A 19,127-nucleotide genomic window follows, 5' to 3' on the forward strand; every position below is an offset into this window, starting at 1 on the left:
CAGAGAAAGTTTCACTGATTCGAAAATAAATTCATTAGTTGAGGTAACAATATGCCATTGCTGGATAGCTTTACTGTCGATCATACGATTATGGCGGCACCTGCGGTTCGTGTAGCTAAGACCATGAACACTCCTCATGGCGATACCATTACCGTTTTCGACCTGCGTTTCTGCAAGCCAAACAAAGAAGTGATGCCTGAGCGAGGGATCCACACGCTGGAGCACCTGTTTGCTGGCTTCATGCGTAACCACCTGAACGGTGATGGCGTGGAGATCATTGATATCTCCCCAATGGGTTGCCGTACCGGCTTCTACATGAGCCTGATAGGTACACCTGATGAGCAGCGTGTGGCTAAAGCCTGGAAAGGGGCTATGCAGGACGTGCTGAAAGTCACCGACCAGCGCAAAATCCCTGAACTGAACGAATATCAGTGCGGCACGTTTGAGATGCACTCTTTAGATGAAGCGCAGGATATTGCACGTCACATTATCGACAACGACATTCGCGTGAACCATAACGACGAACTGGCGCTGCCGAAAGACAAACTGCAGGAACTGCACATCTAGTTTGTCCGGGGCAAATGAGCTTGCCCCAACGTTTTACCTTATGAACAGGGCGGAAAATTTCCCGCCCTTTTTTACCGCCCGCCTTTTACGATCCGACTGACTCTTTCAACGATTTCTTCGGTATGATGCGTACCTGCTTAATCATATTCTCCTGAACATCAAGAATATCAATCGCATAGTTGCCCACTTTCACCCGGGTATTAGGTAACGGAATATCCTGTATCTCTTCAAGGATCATGCCGTTCACCGTACGGGCTTCATCTTCTGGCAACGTCCAGTTAAAGGCTTTGTTCAGTTCACGGATATTGGCACTGCCTTCAACCAGCACTGAGCCGTCATTCTGCGGTACCACTTCTTCCGCCAGAGTAGGGGACATCGAGGTGGTGAAGTCGCCGACAATCTCTTCAAGAATGTCTTCGATGGTCACCAGTCCTTTGATATCGCCATACTCATCCACCACCAGGCCAACCTTCTTCTTGTTTCGTTGGAATTTAACCAGCTGCACGTTCAGCGGTGTGCCTTCAGGTACGTAATAAATTTCGTCCGCAGCACGCAGCATGACTTCCTTGGTGAACTCTTTCTTCTCGGTCATCAGCCGATAGGCTTCGCGCACACGCAGCATGCTGATGGTGTCATCAAGTGAGTCACGGTACAGCACGATGCGGCCATGAGGAGAGTGGGTCAGCTGGCGAACAATCGATTTCCAGTCATCGTTGATATTAATGCCGGCAATCTCATTGCGGGGCACCATGATGTCATCGACGTTCACTTTTTCCAGATCCAGCACTGACAGCAGCATATCCTGATTGCGACGGGACATCAGTGAGCGCGACTCATGCACGATGGTACGCAGCTCGTCTTTGCTTAATGCGCCGCTGATAGCCCCATCGCTTCTGATGCCCACCATACTCATCAGCAGACGCGTAATGGTGTTCAGCAACCACACCAGCGGCATCATCACGATCTGTAACGGGCCGAGCAGGAAGCTGCTGGGGAAAGCGACTTTTTCGGGATAGAGCGCAGCAATGGTTTTTGGCAGAACTTCTGAGAACACCAGTACCGCAAACGTCAGGATCCCGGTGGCGATGGCCACACCCGCATCGCCATATAGCCGCATACCGACGATGGTGGCCAGCGCGGAAGCCAGAATATTCACCAGGTTATTGCCAATCAGCACCAGGCTGATCAGGCGGTCAGGACGACGCAGCAGTTTTTCAACACGACGAGCGGCACGGTTACCGTTTTTAGCCAGATGGCGAAGCTTATAGCGATTAAGGGTCATCATCCCCGTCTCGGAGCCGGAGAAGTAGGCCGAGACAAAAATCATGATGACCAGAGTGATAATTAACGTGGTGGTTGAAACATGTTCCAACGAAGGAATTCCTTGTAGTGAAGGGTCATGAGGTCAGGAAGTGCTGCAACATCCGGCTACCGAAGTACGCCATGGTCAGCAGAAAAGCCCCGCCGCAGTTGAACCAGGCTACGCGGCGACCGCGCCAGCCTTCGTGATAATGACCCCAAAGCAAAACGATATAGACGAACCAGGCAAGAATCGACAGCACAGCTTTATCGACATTCTCGCGACTGAAAAGATCGTGCATGTAAAACAAGCCGGTGCAAAGCACCAGCGTCAGAAGCACCACGCCAACCTGAGTGATGTGGAACATCTTGCGCTCAATGGTCATCAACGGCGGGATATCGCTGTTAAAGGCCAGCTTCTTGTTTTTCAGCAGATAGTCGATCCACGCCAGTTGTAAGGCATAGAGTGCGGCAATGATCAGCGTAGCATATGCAAACAGTGCAAGACCGATATGCACCATCATCCCCGGTGTGGTTTCGAGGTGGGTGATAAAGGCGTTGGGCACAAACGTGGCAAAGGCCAGATTGATCAACGCAAAGCTGTACACAATCGGCAGCAGCATCCAGCCGCGATTGCGTGAGGCGACGATGGTCATGATCGCGCAAATCAGCAGGCTGACCAGTGAGCCAATATTCAGCAGGCTAAGATTCTGGCCGCCGTCGATGGCAAAAATACGCTGTTCGAGCGCGACAGCGTGGCAAATCAGCGCGATTACAGCTGAGATTACCGCCAGGCGACGCCATCCACTTTGCTTGCGCAGCAGGCTGGGAATAATCAAAGCAAGGCTGAAGGAGTAGGCGAGTAGCGCCAGGATCGCAAAAACGGACATAGGTGTTGTCAGGTACCAGCCAGATGAGAAAAAAATCAGTATAGCGTCAGCGGCTGCTGGCTCCAAACGATCTCAACGCAGATGGCTGAGATCGCAGCGGCTTCATGTTATAATCCGTCCCATTGTGTCGCCTGGCGACCTCTCATTACGTTGAGCGAGAGACGATGTTTGATAATTTAACCGACAGATTGTCGCAATCCCTGCGCAATATCAGTGGCCGTGGACGGCTGACCGAAGACAACATTAAGGACACGCTGCGCGAAGTTCGCATGGCGTTACTTGAGGCGGACGTTGCGCTGCCGGTAGTGCGTGACTTTATCAACCGCGTAAAAGAGCGGGCGGTAGGTCAGGATGTAAATAAAAGCCTGACCCCAGGTCAGGAGTTCGTCAAGATCGTTCAGAGTGAACTGGTCGCGGCGATGGGCGCAGAAAATAATACGCTCAACCTGGCGGCGCAGCCTCCTGCCGTGGTGCTGATGGCTGGCCTGCAGGGTGCGGGTAAAACCACCAGTGTCGGTAAGCTGGGTAAATTCCTGCGCGAAAAGCACAAAAAGAAAGTGCTGGTCGTCTCAGCCGACGTTTATCGCCCTGCGGCGATTAAACAGTTGGAAACCCTGGCGGAACAGGTTGGCGTTGATTTCTGCCCATCCGATCTCAGCCAGAAGCCGGTTGATATCGTTAAGAATGCGTTACAGCAAGCTAAGCTGAAGTTCTACGACGTGCTGCTGGTGGATACCGCCGGTCGTTTGCACGTAGACGAAGCGATGATGGACGAAATCAAACAGGTTCACGCCGCGATTAACCCGGTAGAAACCCTGTTTGTAGTCGATGCGATGACCGGCCAGGATGCCGCCAATACAGCAAAAGCGTTTAACGAAGCGCTGCCGTTGACCGGTGTGATCCTGACCAAGGTGGACGGTGATGCCCGTGGCGGTGCTGCCCTGTCTATCCGTCAAATCACCGGCAAGCCGATTAAATTTATGGGTGTGGGTGAAAAAACCGACGCTCTGGAGCCGTTCTACCCGGAACGTATTGCTTCCCGTATCCTTGGAATGGGCGATGTGCTGTCGCTGATTGAAGATATCGAAAGCAAAGTTGACCGTGCTCAGGCTGAAAAGCTGGCCAGCAAGCTCAAGAAGGGTGACGGCTTCGATCTGAACGACTTCCTCGATCAGCTCAAGCAGATGCGCAACATGGGTGGCATGGCCAGCCTGATGGGTAAACTGCCGGGCATGGGGCAACTGCCTGATAACGTGAAGTCGCAGATGGACGATAAAGTGCTGGTGCGCATGGAATCGATGATTAACTCCATGACGCGTAAAGAGCGCGAAAAGCCGGAGATCATTAAAGGTTCCCGCAAGCGCCGCATTGCAACCGGTTCAGGTATGCAGGTGCAGGACGTTAACCGCTTATTGAAGCAGTTTGACGACATGCAGCGCATGATGAAGAAGATGAAAAAGGGCGGTATGGCGAAGATGATGCGCGGCATGAAAGGTATGATGCCGCCGGGCTTCCCGGGCCGCTAAATCAGCCGAAAAGACAGGATGGCGAATTAGATTGCTTTTTGCGCCAAAATGAGTAAAATTTTCGGGCTTTTTATATTGCATTCGGGCCCCGTTCCCTCAATGGGGCCCGTGTGTTTTATTAACTCAAGAGGATGTTATGGTAACAATTCGTTTGGCACGTCACGGCGCTAAAAAGCGTCCGTTCTATCAGGTAGTCGTCACTGACAGCCGTAATGCTCGCAACGGTCGCTTCATCGAGCGCGTTGGTTTCTTCAACCCGATCGCATCTGGTCAGGCTGAAGCACTGCGTCTGGATCTGGACCGCATTGAGCACTGGGTTGGCCAGGGCGCTACTGTTTCTGACCGCGTTGGTGCGCTGGTCAAAGAAGCTAAGAAAGCAGCTTAATCTGTCACGGTGGTCAACATGAGCAAGCAACTCGCCGCGCGGTCTCCAGCTAACCCGTTAATTCTGGGGAAGATGGGATCAGCCTACGGTATCCGTGGTTGGCTCAAAGTGTTTTCCTCCACCGAAGATGCCGAAAGCATTTTTGACTATCAGCCGTGGTTTATCCAACGTGCGGGTCAATGGCAGCTTGTCGAGCTGGAAGGCTGGAAGCGCCACAATCAGGACATGATCATCAAAGTCAAAGGCATTGACGATCGTGACACTGCCGGTCTGCTGACGAATTGCGAAATTGTCGTGGACTCAAAGCAGTTGCCGGAACTGGACGGCGGCGATTACTACTGGAAAGACCTTATAGGTTGCCAGGTAGTCACCACTGAAGGTTACGAGCTGGGTAAAGTCACTGAGTTGATGGAAACCGGTTCGAACGACGTTCTCGTCGTACAGGCAAACCTGAAGGATGCATTCGGTGCGAAGGAGCGGTTAATTCCGTTCCTTGATGGACAGGTTATCAAGAATGTCGATCTCACTACCGGCACCATTGAAGTAGATTGGGATCCTGGTTTTTGAGCTCCGGACAAGACGGTATGGCACCTGCTTCATCACTGTGGATTGGCGTTATCAGTCTGTTCCCTGAGATGTTCAGCGCGATTACCGATTACGGAGTAACTGGCCGGGCAGTAAAAAATGGCCTGCTCAGCATCCAGAGCTGGAGTCCTCGTGACTTCGCTCATGACCGGCACCGTACCGTGGACGAACGTCCATTCGGCGGCGGACCGGGGATGCTAATGATGGTTCAACCCTTACGGGATGCCATCCACGCAGCAAAAGCGGCGGCAGGAGAAGGCGCTAAGGTGATTTATCTTTCACCTCAGGGGCGCAAACTCGATCAAGATGGGGTTTGCGAGCTGGCGACCAACCAGAAACTGATTCTGGTATGTGGGCGTTATGAAGGGATTGATGAGCGCGTAATCAAAACCGAAATCGATGAAGAATGGTCGATTGGCGATTACGTACTCAGTGGTGGGGAGCTACCCGCAATGACGCTGATTGATTCAGTTGCCCGGTTTATTCCAGGCGTACTGGGTAAGCAGGCGTCAGCCGATGAAGATTCGTTTTCTAACGGTTTGCTGGATTGCCCACACTACACCCGACCTGAAGTGTTAGAAGGGATGGAGGTTCCGTCAGTTCTGCTGTCGGGCAACCATGCTGAAATTCGCCGTTGGCGCCTGAAGCAGTCGTTGGGCCGTACCTGGCTAAGAAGACCTGAACTTCTGGAAAACCTGGCTCTGACTGAAGAGCAAGCAAAGTTGCTGAAGGAGTTCCAAAAGGAGCTTCGCTAAGCAACATAACGATGATGGGCATGCACGGCAATCGCCGCGCGCCTGAATATCAGTTTACCCAGGATAAGAGATTTAATTATGAGCAACATTATTAAGCAAATTGAACAAGAGCAGATGAAACAGGACGTACCTTCATTCCGTCCGGGTGATTCCGTGGAAGTGAAAGTATGGGTCGTTGAAGGTTCTAAGAAACGTCTGCAGGCATTCGAGGGCGTGGTTATCGCTATTCGTAACCGCGGTCTGCACTCTGCATTCACTGTTCGTAAAATTTCTAACGGCGAAGGTGTTGAGCGTGTATTCCAGACTCACTCACCGGTTATCGACAGCATTGCTGTGAAACGTCGTGGCGCCGTGCGTCAGGCTAAACTGTACTATCTGCGTGAGCGCACTGGTAAGTCTGCACGTATCAAAGAACGTTTGGGCGCTAAAGCAACTTCTTAAGTTAATAGCGAACAAGGGGCTGGCCGAAAGGCGGCCCCTTTTTTTGTGCCTGAAATTTGCCTCACCGCTGCCGGTGAAAATGGTAGATGGCGGTGTTCACCGGACCGCTGTCCAGCACGATCAAACCGTACTTAATGCCGATAAACTCCGCGCCACACTTTAGCGCCACACCCCGGCTGGCAAGATTCTCTTCAACAGCCAGGATCTCAACAATCTCTCTTTCCGGACTTTGCCAGGCGAGATCGACCAGATACTGCACCGCGGAGCTGGCAATCCCCTGACGCTGTTCACTGCTGCGCACCCAGTAGCCGATGGAACAATGATTCTTCTGATCTCTGGAGTAGCGCAACCCTGCGCCACCCAGCAAGCGCCCGTCTTCTGCGAACAGCCCCAGTTCATTGGCATCCCCTTTATCTCGCAGCAGATGAGAGATGGCGAACCACTGGCGGGCTTCGGCTTCCGTGAATCCTGAGTGCGCCCACAGTAACCAGGGACTCAACGTATCCATTGAATCATTCACGGCTTGAGAGAATGCGGGAGCATCTTCATCACGGTAGGGGCGAAGCTGGATTTTCATTGCAGGCTCTCCTTTAGCGGGATTAATCCTTAGTTATCTTCATCATAGGTTATCATTTCAACATTCACGAACGAATCTTATGTCTACCCGGGCCCTTTATGGACGCGCAAAAAACCTGAAGTGACGGGATGGCAGGAATGGAGTAGGGGGAATTTCATATATGAGTGTAAATTTAAGTGTACATATGATTTGTGGGTTAGGGGTGCACTTGGTTATTTATATGATTGATTTGTATGGATTTATTAAATTAAAATCAAAGGGTGGTTGGTTGTGGTAATAAAAGTGTACATCTGTGGATTGAGTTTTGTATCGCATATGATACATTATCAATCACCCCATAGAGGGCTGACCTACGCATATCGAGAGAAACAGGATGACCATCATGCAAAAAGACGCGCTTAATAATGTCCATATCGCTGGCGAACAGATTCTGATCACGCCAGAAGAGTTAAAAAAACAGTTCCCGCTGAATGCAGCGCTGGAAGCGCAAATCACCGCTTCCCGCCAGACCATTGCCGATATCACCAGCGGCAAAGATCACCGTTTATTGGTGGTTTGTGGACCTTGCTCAATTCACGATACTGAAGCCGCGTTGGAATATGCTCGTCAGCTGAAAGGTCTCTCCGATCAACTGAAGGATCAGTTGTACATCGTTATGCGTGTCTATTTTGAAAAACCCCGTACGACCGTTGGCTGGAAAGGCTTAATCAACGATCCGTACATGGATAACTCTTTCGATATGGAAGCCGGTCTGCACATTGCTCGCCGTCTGTTGTTGGACCTGGTTGAAATGGGCCTGCCGCTGGCGACCGAAGCGCTGGATCCTAACAGCCCGCAATACCTTGGCGATCTGTTCAGCTGGTCAGCAATTGGTGCGCGTACCACAGAATCTCAGACTCACCGCGAAATGGCATCGGGCCTATCCATGCCGGTTGGCTTTAAAAATGGCACTGACGGCAGCCTGGGCACGGCGATCAACGCCATGCGTGCGGCATCAATGCCTCACCGTTTTGTCGGCATCAATCAGAGTGGCCAGGTGTGCCTGTTGCAGACCCAGGGCAATCCCGATGGTCATGTGATCCTGCGTGGCGGCAAAAGCCCGAACTACGGCCCGGAAGATGTCGCGCAGTGTGAAAAAGAGATGCGACAGGCGGGACTCCGTCCTTCCTTGATGATAGATTGCAGCCATGGCAATTCTAACAAAGATTTTCGTCGTCAGTCCGGCGTGGCTGAATCTGCGGTAGCGCAGATCAAAGACGGCAACCGTTCAATTATGGGCCTGATGCTGGAAAGCAATATTCACGAAGGCAACCAGTCTTCCGAGCAACCGCGCAGTGATATGCGCTACGGCGTTTCCGTTACTGATGCCTGCATCAACTGGGAAACTACGGAAACGTTGCTGCGTGAAATTCATCAGGACCTGAACGGAGTGCTGGCGGCGCGTCTGTCGCAAGAGGGTTAATTATGGTGGCTGAACTGACCGCGCTACGCGATCAAATTGATGAAGTTGATAAAGCGCTGCTCGATCTGCTGGCCAAACGTCTGCACCTCGTCGCTGAAGTCGGCGAGGTAAAGAGCCGTTATGGATTACCGATTTATGTTCCAGAGCGTGAAGCCTCAATGCTGGCTTCACGCCGCAAAGAAGCTGAGTTGCTCGATGTCCCGCCTGACCTGATCGAAGATATTCTCCGGCGGGTGATGCGTGAATCCTACACCAGCGAAAATGATAAAGGCTTTAAAACGCTGAATCCCGATCTGCGTCCGGTGGTGATTGTCGGTGGCAGAGGGCAGATGGGGCGTCTGTTTGAAAAGATGCTCACGCTGTCCGGCTATCAGGTGAAGATCCTCGATAAAGAAGACTGGGAACAGGCTGACAGTATGCTGTCTGATGCCGGAATGGTGATCATCAGCGTACCGATCCACCTGACCGAGCAGGTGATTGCCGGGCTGCCGCCATTGCCTGACGACTGTATTCTGGTCGATCTGGCATCGGTAAAAAACAGTCCGTTGCAGGCGATGTTGGCGGCGCACAGCGGCCCGGTTTTAGGCCTGCACCCGATGTTTGGTCCTGACAGTGGAAGTCTGGCGAAGCAGTTAGTGGTTTGGTGTGATGGCCGTCAGCCAGAGGCCTATCAATGGCTGCTGGAACAGATTCAGGTGTGGGGGGCGCGTCTACACCGCATCAGCGCGGTGGAACACGATCAGAACATGGCCTTTATTCAGGCGCTGCGTCACTTTGCAACCTTCGCTTATGGCTTACATCTGGCCGAAGAGAATGTGCAGCTTGAACAGCTGCTGGCGCTCTCCTCGCCAATCTACCGACTCGAGTTGGCGATGGTGGGCAGGCTGTTTGCTCAGGACCCACAGTTGTATGCGGACATCATTATGTCGTCCGAGAACAATCTGGCGCTGATTAAACGTTACTACCAGCGATTCGGTGAAGCTATCAAGCTGCTGGAACAGGGCGATAAGCAGGCGTTTATTACCAGCTTCCGTAAAGTGGAGCACTGGTTCGGCGATTATGCCCAACGCTTTATGCTGGAAAGCCGTACGCTGCTACGCCAGGCGAATGACAGCCGACCGTAATCTGCTAGTTAAAAGGCCGGAAACGGCCTTTTTCTATTTACTGCAAAAACCCGCATCCTTAAATATCTGCTGAGCCCTGACTGACAGTAAAAATGCTGCCATTGGTTGCGCACGCTCCTGACACACGGCAAAAGCATAATCAGCCGCGATTTGCCAGGGCGCGGGAATGGATAGCGTCACGATGTTTCCCTTCTCTTTCAGCAATGGCGCGTAGCTCTGATAGCCAATAAACATCTCAGCCTGTTTGGTATTCAGTAACCAGCTCGCAGCCAGTTCTCCGGCCGGGATGGCTGTGCATTGCGGGCCACCAACCAGCGGCATCGCTCGCTGCTTTAACGCCGTGCCTTCTCCGGGATGCGTCGCTTCAATACGATCAAAAAGCTGCCAGGTATAATCACCTGACGGATCGTTCAATGGCGTGGACGTTGCCAGGCGCAGGTTCGGATCTCGCAACAGATCTAACCAGTCACGACCTTGCGCAGCCAGCGTAGCGGTAACGCTCAGACAGAGTTGATTGTGGGTAAACAGGGCGGTATGGATTGCCTGTCCTTTATCAAGCAAAGTCTGCGGATGGGCTGAGTTGGCTGACGCAAACAGATCGCAGGCTTCGCCCTGTTCGATGCGTTGCAACAGCAGGCCAGCAGGACCAAACTCAGTTGTCACGCTGATGCCACTTTCCCGTTCGAATGCCGTCATTAATCTGGGCCAGACCACCCGCAGGCTGCCGGCCGCTAAGACCGTTATGCTGCACATCAATTACCGCCAACGTAGTGAGTACGGTAGAAACGTTGATACCAGCTGTCGGCTCTTTTCTGCATATCGATGTCGCTGAATTTTTCCGGATACAGCTTCTTCGCCATCCACAGCTCGCCCAGTGCCAGCGCTTCTGGCATTGGGTAACCCCAGGCTTTTGCATACTCAGGCATCAGATAAACGCGGTGATTTTTTACCGCATCCACGGCTTGCCAGGCTGGCTGCTGATTGATCTCATCGATCACTTTTGGGTAACGGTCCTGAACAAAGATCACCTGCGGGTTCCAGGCGATGATTTGCTCCATCGAGACCTGCTTGAAGCCTTTGACCGTGGCTGCCGCGACGTTCAACGCACCGGCATGTGCCATCATCAACCCGGTGTATTTTCCGGAACCATAAGTCGTCAGGTCAGGATTGGCCATATAAGCGCGGATCCGCCGTTCGGCAGGAATGTCTTTCAGTCGATCCGCCGTTTGCTGGCGCTCGTCAAAGGTCGCTTTAATCAGCGCTTCGGCCTGTGGCTGATGGTTTACCACCTCACCGATCAATCTGATCCCGTCCTTCAGTCCCTGGTTATAAGCCTGATCTTCGTTTTGTAACTGAGGGTTCAGTTCACCTTGCTGTTTCTCATCACCGCTACGCAGTGAAATCGCAATCACCGCAATGCCAAGGTTTTGGATCTGGTCGATCATCTCTTTTGGGGCGTAGTTGGTGACAAAAACTACCTGCGGATGCAGCGCGACCAATTTCTCCACGTCAACATGCGTCAGATCGCCCAGCGCAGGAATGGTGGCCAGCTGCGGGACCAGACGCTGATAGCCGTCTCCTAACTGTTGTTTCCAGTTACCCAGAATGCCAACCATGGTATTGGTCGCGTCGAGCTGGACTAACAGATTCAGCGTCTGATGCTGCAGAACCACCACGCGATCGACACGATCCGGGATGGTGACCTGCCGGCCTAACTGATCGGTGACCTGACGGGCAGCCTGGGAGCAAAAAGGAGCAAGGGCGAGTAGGGTGGTAAAAGCAGCAGTCTTGAAGGCGCGCAACATGGTGATTCCCTGAGTAACGTTATATAAAGCATAATATAGCGTCAGGTCGAAAGGAGACAATGATTCTGCGCAAACAAGTCGAGGAGGCATCGGCCGGGTTGAGATGGCCGATGCCTGGAAGGCGTTAAAGCTTATTCAGGTTCAACCGGGATAACGTTTTCGCTCGGGTAGCAACCCAGCACTTTCAGGGAACGGGTAATCGGCGTCAGCTCTTTCAATGCCTGCTGAACCTCATCGGAACGCAGGTTGCCCTGGAAATCGATATAAAACATCTCTTCCCATGGATTGCCGTTGATGGGACGGGATTCCAGCTTGCTCATCACCAGGTTGTGCTGACGCAGAACCAGCAGGGCTTCTACCAGCGCACCCGCTTGCTGGCCGGTTGCCATAATCAGCGTGGTTTTAGCGGGAACCTGCGGCGTCACCTCTACCGGTTTGCGGGCGAGGATAATGAAGCGGGTGATATTTTGCTTCTGATTCGCCAGGTTACGTTCCAGTACCTGCAGCCCATAAAGATCTCCGCCTGCTTCGCTGCCAATGGCGGCAACTTTTGGCGAGTTCATGGCGGCGACTTTTTCCATTGCGGCAGCAGTGCTTTCGGTGTACTCAATCTTCCAGTGCGGATAGCGATTAATGAACTGGCTACACTGCTGGAAAGGCTGAGGATGACTGTAAACCGTCTCGATTTGTTGCAGATCGGTGCTGCCGTTGACCAGCACGCAGTGATCGATGGGAATGGTCATCTCGCCAACAATTGAAAGGCTGGTCAGCTGTAGCAGGTCATAGACATCGTTGATCGAGCCGGAGCTGGTATTTTCAATCGGCAACACCGCATAGTCTGCCTGGCCGGTTTCAACCTGATTAAAGATGTCCTGGAATTTCAGACAGCCGCTTTCGATAAACGTCTCGAAATGGCGGGCGGCGTAGTTGCGTGCGGCCAGATGGGAGTAAGAACCTTTCGGGCCGAGGAAGGCAACCCGTGCGGATTGAGCCGTTGTTTTATTGAGGTGCTTTTGCAGTAGGGCTTGCTGCGTCAACACCGAGTCTTCAATGATCAGCTGAAACAGACGCGTGATGTAATGCGCGTCCAGCTTGTGGCCTTTGCCAAGGGTAATCAGATGCTCAAGCAGGTCTCGCTCGCGGTCGATGTCGCGGATTGGACGATGTGTTGCCATCTTCGCCGTTGCAACCTCAATCGCCAGCGCCCGGCGTTGGGCAAGCATGTTCAGCAGTTGTTCATCCAGCGCGCTGATTTTATCGCGCAGGCCGAGCAGGGGATTCTCAGGGGTCATAAGGCTACCTGTCAGATGTTCATAAAAAAAAAGCCTCCCGCGGGGGAGGCTTTGTAGTTCGTCTTCGCATTCATTCTTACACGACGAATTGCCTCCCAATCAGGGGAAGGTAAAGAAGGTAAAAAAGAATGCGAAGAAGAACGGTCGTTTGTGCATTGTGGTATCCAGAACAGAAGAGCGTTTAAAGTAACCGCTGCATTTTATTTCTGTCAATAAAAAACGCGCCCTGGGGCGCGTTATCTTCCTTTTGACGTCTATTCCTGATCGATGATGCTCAGGTATTCCTGATCGATGATGCTCAGGTCTTTGACACTGGCATTGGCGCGACGCGCTTCACCTTTATGCTGAACCTTGTTCAGCTGGCGTTCCAGTTTTCCGATCAGATCATTGATAGCCGTATACATATCATCATGCTTCGCGCTGGCGACCAGCGGGCCATTTGGCGTATTGATGGTGGCATCAGCGACAAATTCCTTCGGCTCCTTTGAAAGAACGATATGGGGTTTTATCAGGTCAGTTTGCCATTTTTCGAGCTTGGCGAGACGGTCTTCGACATGTTGGCGGATAGCCGGAGTGATTTCCATGTGCTTGCTGGTAATGTTCAGAACCATAGTGCTTACCTCTCTGTCATTTCCGTCGAATGTAGGTCCAGCATACCTCGAAAAAGAGGTTTATGCGTGATTCACATCACGTTTTTTTGTCACTTTTTGTCAATGTGGAAAAATCTGTGAGATGGGAGGAGAAATGCGGAAAGGGGGGTTGTCGGGGCGCATTTTAGCGGGCATTATTGACTGGATAACTCAGAAGAGAACTGGCCAAATAGCAGGAATTCTGAGCAAAAAAATGGCAGCCACTGGCTGCCATTTTTCATTTCAACGCTTAAGCCTGATTTGCTGCAATCAACTTAGCGACTTTGTCCGCTTCAGCATTTAACTGCAGCTGACGGTATGCATTTTCCATCAGTGGCAGTGCCGTGCGCGTAGCCTGAGTGTCCGGATAATCTTTCATCATTTGCTCAACACGGTTAACTACTGCGACATAAGCCTCGCGCTTAGTGTAGAATTGAGCAACGGATAATTCATATTTCGCCAGACGATCTTTCAGATACACCAGACGCTTTCTTGCATCTGTTGCATATTGACTGTTCGGGTAACCGCGCAGCAGCTGAGAGAAATCATGGAAAGCGTCACGCGCATGCGTCGGATCGCGGTCAGAGCGGTCGATGCCGAAAAAGCCCTGCAGTGCGCTGTCGTCCAGCGCCATATCCGTCAGACCACGCATATAAATCACGTAATCAATATTCGGGTGGGTTGGATTCAGACGCATGAAGCGGTCAATTGCGGCCTGCGCCAGCGGCAAATCGGCATTTTTATAGTAAGCGTAGATCAAGTCTAGCTGAACTTGCTGGGAGTAAGGGCCGAACGGGTAGCGGTTATCAAGCGCTTCCAGTTGCGTTATTGCTCCTTTAAAGTTACCGTCCTGCAGTTTTTGCTGGGCTGTGGCATAGATTTCAGCGGGCGGATTGTCAGGCACCGTTTCCTTCGAACCGGAACAACCCGCCAATGCCAGGCTCAACGTGGCTGCAGCCACCAGATATTTCATACGCGTCATGACGATTTGATTATCCTCAGAGTGTTATTCAGGAAGCTGTCCATGTAGCTCCCGATAGTGACCAGGTACAATAGCACATTATATTAAACGGCATCGCCGTGAAAACCCAACGTTAACGAAGAAGCTGTTTATGGCACAACAAGTAAAACTCAACGCAACGGTATCCGAATCACAACTCGGACAACGCTTAGATCAGGCTTTGGCCGAATTGTTCCCTGATTATTCTCGATCTCGCATAAAAGAGTGGATTCTCGACCGTCGCGTCACCGTCAATGGCGTAATCATCGACAAACCGAAGGAAAAAGTGCTTGGTAGCGAACAAATCGCTATTGATGCCGAAATTGAAGAAGAAGCACGCTGGGAAGCGCAGGACATTCCTTTAGACATCGTATATGAAGATGAAGACATTCTGGTCATCAACAAACCACGCGGTCTGGTTGTCCATCCAGGTGCCGGTAATCCCGATGGCACCGTACTGAATGCATTGCTGCATCACTTCCCGGCCATCGCTGATGTGCCGCGTGCGGGGATCGTTCATCGCCTCGATAAAGACACCACCGGTTTGATGGTGGTGGCGAAGACCGTTCCAGCTCAAACGCATTTGGTGGAATTTCTGCAGTTAAGAGAAATCACCCGTGAGTATGAGGCTGTGGCAATCGGCAGAATGACGGCGGGCGGTACGGTTGACGAGCCAATCAGCCGTCACTCTACCAAGCGTACGCATATGGCGGTCCACCCAACGGGTAAGCCTGCCACTACGCATTACCGCATCATGGAACATTTCCGTGTGCATACGCGCCTGCGTCTGCGTCTGGAAACCGGCCGTACTCACCAGATCCGTGTCCATATGGCGCACATTAACCATCCGCTGGTGGGCGATCAGTTATACGGTGGCCGTCCGCGTCCGCCGAAGGGCGCGTCGGAGTCATTTATTGCGATGTTGCGTAAGTTCGATCGTCAGGCTCTGCATGCCACCATGCTTCGCCTGTACCATCCGATTAGCGGCATTGAAATGGAATGGCATGCGCCGTTGCCTCAGGATATGGTTGACCTGATCGCTGAGATGAAAGCGGATACCGCTGAATTCAAGGATCAGATGGACTGGTAATGAGCCTGATCATGCCTGACTGGGCGCTGCCTGCCACTGTGCGGGCATGCAGCTCAACCCGAGTGGGCGGCGTAAGCCGCTTGCCGTGGGACTCACTGAATCTTGGCGCACATGTGGGGGATAATCCTCTGCATGTGCAGGCTAATCGTCAGCGTCTGGTTGAGCTGGGCGAGCTGCCTGCAATGCCAGTCTGGCTTGAACAAGTTCATGGTGCTGAGGTGCTTCACCTGACGGCCAGTCGACCTGACAGCTTAAAGGCGGATGCCGCTTATACACGTCAGCGCGGAATACCTTGCGCCGTGATGACTGCCGACTGTTTGCCGGTGCTTTTTTGTTCTTCAGATGGCAAGGAAGTGGCGGCGGCACATGCTGGCTGGCGAGGTCTTTGCCTGGGCGTACTGGAATCGACGCTGGCAGTATTTAATGCGCCGCCGCAAGAGATACATGCCTGGCTGGGGCCGGCGATCGGGCCAGATGCTTTTGAAGTGGGTCCCGAGGTTCGGGACGCATTTTTAGCGCAAAAAATGCACAGTGACAGGGCTTTCAGGCCTGTTGGTGAAAAATATTATGCGGATATTTGGCAACTTGCCAGAGAGCGCTTAGTCCACAGCGGAGTGCGCCACATCTCGGGTGGCGGCCTTTGCACCGTCTCAAAATCCACTGAATTCTTCTCCTTCCGACGCGATGGCGTCACCGGCCGTCTGGCAAGTTTGATCTGGCTGATATAACCTAGCGCCATAAGACGGTCCAGAATGATGTATTTTTCACCAAAATATTTAGGTCATTAAACTTGAAAATTTGAGGGATGACCTCATTTAATCTCCAGTAGCAATTTGACCTGAATGGGGGAATTATGCGTCTGGATCGTCTTACTAACAAATTCCAGCTTGCTCTCGCCGATGCCCAGTCTTTAGCCCTGGGTCGCGACAATCAATTTATCGAACCTCTCCACTTAATGAGTGCATTACTGACTCAGGAAGGCGGATCCGTACGTCCTTTACTGACCACCGCCGGTGTTGATACCTCGGCTTTGCGCAGCAGTGTTGAACAGGCTATCGGCCGTTTGCCGCAGGTGGAAGGAACGGATGGCGATGTTCAGCCTTCTGCGGACCTGGTTCGTGTTCTGAATCTCTGTGACAAGCTGGCTCAAAAACGTGCTGATAATTTCATTTCATCCGAACTGTTTGTTCTGGCTGCTCTTGAGTCGCGCGGTTCGCTGGCCGATCTTCTGAAATCTGCCGGTGTGACCACTGACAAACTGAGCAAGGCAATTGACCAAATGCGTGGAGGCGAAAACGTGAACGATCAAGGGGCTGAAGATCAGCGCCAGGCACTGAAAAAATACACCATCGACCTGACCGAACGTGCTGAGTCCGGCAAACTGGACCCGGTGATTGGTCGTGATGAAGAAATTCGTCGCACCATTCAGGTTCTGCAGCGCCGTACCAAAAACAACCCGGTTTTGATCGGTGAGCCTGGTGTAGGTAAAACCGCTATCGTCGAAGGGCTTGCCCAGCGAATCATTAATGGAGAAGTGCCGGAGGGGCTGAAAGGGCGCCGGGTGCTTTCTCTTGATATGGGTGCGCTGGTGGCCGGCGCGAAATACCGCGGTGAGTTCGAAGAGCGTCTGAAAGCCGTACTGAACGATCTCTCTAAACAGGAAGGCAATGTCATTCTGTTTATTGATGAGCTGCATACTATGGTTGGCGCAGGTAAAGCTGACGGCGCGATGGATGCCGGTAACATGCTCAAACCTGCACTGGCTCGCGGTGAGCTTCACTGCGTGGGCGCGACCACTCTCGATGAGTATCGTCAGTATATTGAGAAAGATGCGGCTCTGGAGCGTCGTTTCCAGAAAGTGTATGTGGCTGAGCCAACCGTGGAAGATACCATCGCGATCCTGCGTGGTCTGAAAGAGCGTTATGAGCTGCACCACCATGTGCAGATCACCGATCCGGCTATCGTGGCTGCGGCAACCTTATCGCATCGCTATATTGCCGACCGTCAGCTGCCGGATAAAGCCATCGACCTGATTGATGAAGCCGGTTCCAGCATTCGTATGCAGATTGATTCAAAACCGGAATCTCTGGATCGCCTGGAACGCCGCATCATCCAGCTGAAGCTTGAGCAGCAGGCTCTGAAGAAAGAGACTGACGATGCCAGCATCAAACGTCTATCTATGCTGGAAGATGAGCTGAACCAGAAAGAGCGTGATTACTCTGAGCTTGAAGAAGAGTGGAAATCGGAGAAAGCCTCTCTTTCCGGCACCCAGACAATTAAAGCTGAGCTGGAACAGGCGAAGCTGGCAATGGAACAGGCGCGTCGTCTTGGCGATCTGGCTCAGATGTCTGAACTGCAGTACGGGAAAATCCCTGAGCTCGAAAAACAGCTGGCTCTGGCTACGCAGTCTGAAGGCAAAACCATGCGTTTGCTGCGTAACCGGGTGACCGAAGTTGAAATTGCTGACGTGCTGGCTCGCTGGACCGGGATCCCTGTCGACAGGATGATGGAAGGGGAGCGCGATAAGTTACTGCGTATGGAGCAGGATCTGCATCAGCGCGTGATTGGACAGAATGAAGCGGTCGAAGCCGTGTCGAATGCGATTCGCCGTAGTCGTGCGGGTCTGGCGGATCCTAATCGTCCAATTGGTTCATTCCTGTTCCTTGGCCCGACAGGTGTGGGTAAGACCGAGCTGTGCAAAGCGCTGGCTAACTTTATGTTCGACAGTGACGATGCGATGGTGCGTCTCGATATGTCAGAGTTTATGGAGAAGCATTCAGTATCCCGTTTGGTGGGTGCACCTCCAGGTTATGTCGGATATGAAGAGGGCGGTTACCTGACTGAAGCCGTCCGTCGCCGGCCGTATTCGGTGATCCTGTTGGATGAGGTGGAGAAAGCGCACCCGGATGTCTTCAACATCTTACTGCAGGTTCTGGATGATGGACGTTTGACGGATGGTCAGGGTAGAACGGTCGACTTCCGTAACACGGTGGTGATCATGACCTCTAACCTGGGCTCCGATCTGATTCAGGAACGGTTTGGCGCGCTGAGCTATCCGGAAATGAAAGACGTGGTGATGACGGTAGTCGGTCAGCACTTCCGTCCGGAGTTCATTAACCGTATAGATGAGCTGGTGGTCTTCCATCCATTGGGTGAGCAGCATATTGCTTCTATAGCCAAGATTCAGTTGCAGCGTCTTTACGATCGCCTGGCCGATCGCGGATATGACTTACACATTTCCGATGCTGCGTTGCATAAGCTTGCTGAAAATGGCTATGACCCGGTTTATGGTGCTCGTCCGTTGAAGCGTGCTATCCAGCAGCAGATCGAGAACCCGCTGGCGCAGCAGATACTTTCTGGTGCACTGATTCCGGGTAAAACGATCGAAATGGATGTAAAAGACGATGCCATCGTGGCTCAGCAGTAATCGTGGTAAAAACAAAAATGGGCCTTCGGGCCCATTTTTGTTTAATAAGTGGTCGTAAAAGGGGCTGATTTGGCGTTTTGGGTTGAAAATTGAGCGGTTGAATGTTTTTTTGCATTTAGCCCTTGTCAGTCTCCAGAAATTCCCTATACTGCGCCTCCACTGACACGGAGCAACGACTTCACGGTCACCGGGTCAGAGGTTCAGGAAGCTGAATCGCCGGAGAAAAACTTCCCAAAAAGAAGTTGACTCTGAAGGAGGGAAGCGTAATATACG

19 protein-coding genes and 1 other annotated feature are annotated in these 19,127 nt (G+C 52.2%); of the genes, 11 read left to right on the forward strand and 8 right to left on the reverse strand.

Features of this window, described 5'->3' with window-relative positions; genetic code table 11:
* The first annotated feature begins 51 nt into the window (after positions 1–51).
* Complete coding sequence (gene luxS / locus AC1UKS_RS05365; RefSeq protein ID WP_013203492.1) at positions 52–567, forward strand: S-ribosylhomocysteine lyase; 516 nt, start codon at positions 52–54, stop codon at positions 565–567.
* Positions 568–652: 85 nt separating this feature from the next.
* Here luxS and AC1UKS_RS05370 read toward each other — a convergent pair whose 3' ends face one another.
* Positions 653–1,939 carry an HlyC/CorC family transporter gene (locus AC1UKS_RS05370; RefSeq protein ID WP_041692104.1) on the reverse strand — a complete coding sequence of 429 codons (1,287 nt, stop codon included), beginning with the start codon at positions 1,937–1,939 and terminating at the stop codon, positions 653–655.
* 25 nt (positions 1,940–1,964) lie between these two features.
* Complete coding sequence (locus AC1UKS_RS05375) at positions 1,965–2,756, reverse strand: cytochrome C assembly family protein (RefSeq protein WP_013203490.1); 792 nt, start codon at positions 2,754–2,756, stop codon at positions 1,965–1,967.
* 164 nt (positions 2,757–2,920) lie between these two features.
* Here AC1UKS_RS05375 and ffh point away from each other — a divergent pair, with 164 nt between their 5' ends.
* The 5 genes from ffh to rplS all read left to right on the forward strand — a co-directional run bounded on the left by ffh (position 2,921) and on the right by rplS (position 6,448).
* Complete coding sequence (gene ffh / locus AC1UKS_RS05380; protein WP_013203489.1) at positions 2,921–4,282, forward strand: signal recognition particle protein; 1,362 nt, start codon at positions 2,921–2,923, stop codon at positions 4,280–4,282.
* Between the two features lie 136 nt (positions 4,283–4,418).
* Positions 4,419–4,667, forward strand: coding sequence for a 30S ribosomal protein S16 (gene rpsP, locus AC1UKS_RS05385; protein ID WP_013203488.1), 249 nt, complete (start codon positions 4,419–4,421; stop codon positions 4,665–4,667).
* Between the two features lie 18 nt (positions 4,668–4,685).
* On the forward strand, positions 4,686–5,234 hold the full coding sequence (rimM, locus tag AC1UKS_RS05390; RefSeq protein ID WP_482436057.1) for a ribosome maturation factor RimM: 549 nt from the start codon (positions 4,686–4,688) through the stop codon (positions 5,232–5,234).
* Positions 5,235–5,251: 17 nt separating this feature from the next.
* Positions 5,252–6,007, forward strand: a complete 756-nt coding sequence (trmD, locus tag AC1UKS_RS05395; protein WP_482436058.1) for a tRNA (guanosine(37)-N1)-methyltransferase TrmD — start codon at positions 5,252–5,254, stop codon at positions 6,005–6,007.
* Positions 6,008–6,085: 78 nt separating this feature from the next.
* The gene (gene rplS / locus AC1UKS_RS05400; RefSeq protein ID WP_013203485.1) at positions 6,086–6,448 is read left to right on the forward strand and encodes a 50S ribosomal protein L19; all 363 of its coding nucleotides are present in this window, start codon (positions 6,086–6,088) and stop codon (positions 6,446–6,448) included.
* 61 nt (positions 6,449–6,509) lie between these two features.
* Here the strand turns inward: rplS and AC1UKS_RS05405 are convergent, their stop codons facing one another.
* Complete coding sequence (locus AC1UKS_RS05405) at positions 6,510–7,025, reverse strand: GNAT family N-acetyltransferase (protein WP_151036734.1); 516 nt, start codon at positions 7,023–7,025, stop codon at positions 6,510–6,512.
* A gap of 382 nt (positions 7,026–7,407) precedes the next feature.
* On the opposite strand from AC1UKS_RS05405, the gene AC1UKS_RS05410 reads away from it, so the two are divergent.
* Together AC1UKS_RS05410 and tyrA are read left to right on the forward strand one after the other, a co-directional pair.
* The gene (locus AC1UKS_RS05410; RefSeq protein ID WP_151036735.1) at positions 7,408–8,487 is read left to right on the forward strand and encodes a 3-deoxy-7-phosphoheptulonate synthase; all 1,080 of its coding nucleotides are present in this window, start codon (positions 7,408–7,410) and stop codon (positions 8,485–8,487) included.
* Between the two features lie 2 nt (positions 8,488–8,489).
* Positions 8,490–9,611 (forward strand): bifunctional chorismate mutase/prephenate dehydrogenase, encoded by a 1,122-nt coding sequence (tyrA, locus tag AC1UKS_RS05415; RefSeq protein ID WP_482436059.1) that lies wholly within the window; start codon positions 8,490–8,492, stop codon positions 9,609–9,611.
* A 33-nt stretch (positions 9,612–9,644) separates the two neighbouring features.
* Here the strand turns inward: tyrA and AC1UKS_RS05420 are convergent, their stop codons facing one another.
* The 5 genes from AC1UKS_RS05420 to bamD form a co-directional block, all read right to left on the reverse strand.
* On the reverse strand, positions 9,645–10,364 hold the full coding sequence (locus AC1UKS_RS05420) for a substrate-binding domain-containing protein (protein ID WP_482436060.1): 720 nt from the start codon (positions 10,362–10,364) through the stop codon (positions 9,645–9,647).
* Positions 10,364–11,416 carry an ABC transporter substrate-binding protein gene (locus AC1UKS_RS05425; RefSeq protein ID WP_482436061.1) on the reverse strand — a complete coding sequence of 351 codons (1,053 nt, stop codon included), beginning with the start codon at positions 11,414–11,416 and terminating at the stop codon, positions 10,364–10,366. Before AC1UKS_RS05425 ends, AC1UKS_RS05420 begins: the two co-directional genes overlap by 1 nt.
* A gap of 131 nt (positions 11,417–11,547) precedes the next feature.
* Entirely contained in the window at positions 11,548–12,708 is a 1,161-nt protein-coding gene (gene pheA, locus AC1UKS_RS05430; protein ID WP_053143930.1) for a bifunctional chorismate mutase/prephenate dehydratase, read from the reverse strand.
* Between the two features lie 23 nt (positions 12,709–12,731).
* Positions 12,732–12,865: a sequence feature (Phe leader region), on the reverse strand.
* A gap of 97 nt (positions 12,866–12,962) precedes the next feature.
* On the reverse strand, positions 12,963–13,319 hold the full coding sequence (gene raiA / locus AC1UKS_RS05435) for a ribosome-associated translation inhibitor RaiA (protein WP_482436062.1): 357 nt from the start codon (positions 13,317–13,319) through the stop codon (positions 12,963–12,965).
* A 268-nt stretch (positions 13,320–13,587) separates the two neighbouring features.
* Positions 13,588–14,319, reverse strand: coding sequence for an outer membrane protein assembly factor BamD (bamD, locus tag AC1UKS_RS05440; protein ID WP_265908723.1), 732 nt, complete (start codon positions 14,317–14,319; stop codon positions 13,588–13,590).
* A 130-nt stretch (positions 14,320–14,449) separates the two neighbouring features.
* On the opposite strand from bamD, the gene rluD reads away from it, so the two are divergent.
* From rluD to clpB, 3 genes are all read left to right on the forward strand, one after another.
* Entirely contained in the window at positions 14,450–15,427 is a 978-nt protein-coding gene (gene rluD, locus AC1UKS_RS05445; RefSeq protein ID WP_482436063.1) for a 23S rRNA pseudouridine(1911/1915/1917) synthase RluD, read from the forward strand.
* Positions 15,427–16,155, forward strand: coding sequence for a purine nucleoside phosphorylase YfiH (gene yfiH, locus AC1UKS_RS05450; protein WP_482436064.1), 729 nt, complete (start codon positions 15,427–15,429; stop codon positions 16,153–16,155). Before rluD ends, yfiH begins: the two co-directional genes overlap by 1 nt.
* A 125-nt stretch (positions 16,156–16,280) precedes the next feature.
* On the forward strand, positions 16,281–18,854 hold the full coding sequence (gene clpB / locus AC1UKS_RS05455; protein ID WP_265908727.1) for an ATP-dependent chaperone ClpB: 2,574 nt from the start codon (positions 16,281–16,283) through the stop codon (positions 18,852–18,854).
* Positions 18,855–19,127 lie beyond the last annotated feature (273 nt).

Source organism: Erwinia sp. AK-PDG3-5, from assembly GCF_056821705.1.

Excerpts from the sequence above, each read along its gene's own strand:
- luxS (WP_013203492.1), top strand. The coding sequence starts at position 52 with ATGCCATTGCTGGATAGCTTTACTGTCGATCATACGATTATGGCGGCA.
- AC1UKS_RS05375 (WP_013203490.1), bottom strand. The coding sequence starts at position 2,756 with ATGTCCGTTTTTGCGATCCTGGCGCTACTCGCCTACTCCTTCAGCCTT.
- ffh (WP_013203489.1), top strand. The coding sequence starts at position 2,921 with ATGTTTGATAATTTAACCGACAGATTGTCGCAATCCCTGCGCAATATC.
- rpsP (WP_013203488.1), top strand. The coding sequence starts at position 4,419 with ATGGTAACAATTCGTTTGGCACGTCACGGCGCTAAAAAGCGTCCGTTC.
- rimM (WP_482436057.1), top strand. The coding sequence starts at position 4,686 with ATGAGCAAGCAACTCGCCGCGCGGTCTCCAGCTAACCCGTTAATTCTG.
- trmD (WP_482436058.1), top strand. The coding sequence starts at position 5,252 with ATGGCACCTGCTTCATCACTGTGGATTGGCGTTATCAGTCTGTTCCCT.
- rplS (WP_013203485.1), top strand. The coding sequence starts at position 6,086 with ATGAGCAACATTATTAAGCAAATTGAACAAGAGCAGATGAAACAGGAC.
- AC1UKS_RS05405 (WP_151036734.1), bottom strand. The coding sequence starts at position 7,025 with ATGAAAATCCAGCTTCGCCCCTACCGTGATGAAGATGCTCCCGCATTC.
- AC1UKS_RS05410 (WP_151036735.1), top strand. The coding sequence starts at position 7,408 with ATGCAAAAAGACGCGCTTAATAATGTCCATATCGCTGGCGAACAGATT.
- tyrA (WP_482436059.1), top strand. The coding sequence starts at position 8,490 with ATGGTGGCTGAACTGACCGCGCTACGCGATCAAATTGATGAAGTTGAT.
- AC1UKS_RS05420 (WP_482436060.1), bottom strand. The coding sequence starts at position 10,364 with ATGTGCAGCATAACGGTCTTAGCGGCCGGCAGCCTGCGGGTGGTCTGG.
- AC1UKS_RS05425 (WP_482436061.1), bottom strand. The coding sequence starts at position 11,416 with ATGTTGCGCGCCTTCAAGACTGCTGCTTTTACCACCCTACTCGCCCTT.
- pheA (WP_053143930.1), bottom strand. The coding sequence starts at position 12,708 with ATGACCCCTGAGAATCCCCTGCTCGGCCTGCGCGATAAAATCAGCGCG.
- raiA (WP_482436062.1), bottom strand. The coding sequence starts at position 13,319 with ATGGTTCTGAACATTACCAGCAAGCACATGGAAATCACTCCGGCTATC.
- bamD (WP_265908723.1), bottom strand. The coding sequence starts at position 14,319 with ATGACGCGTATGAAATATCTGGTGGCTGCAGCCACGTTGAGCCTGGCA.
- rluD (WP_482436063.1), top strand. The coding sequence starts at position 14,450 with ATGGCACAACAAGTAAAACTCAACGCAACGGTATCCGAATCACAACTC.
- yfiH (WP_482436064.1), top strand. The coding sequence starts at position 15,427 with ATGAGCCTGATCATGCCTGACTGGGCGCTGCCTGCCACTGTGCGGGCA.
- clpB (WP_265908727.1), top strand. The coding sequence starts at position 16,281 with ATGCGTCTGGATCGTCTTACTAACAAATTCCAGCTTGCTCTCGCCGAT.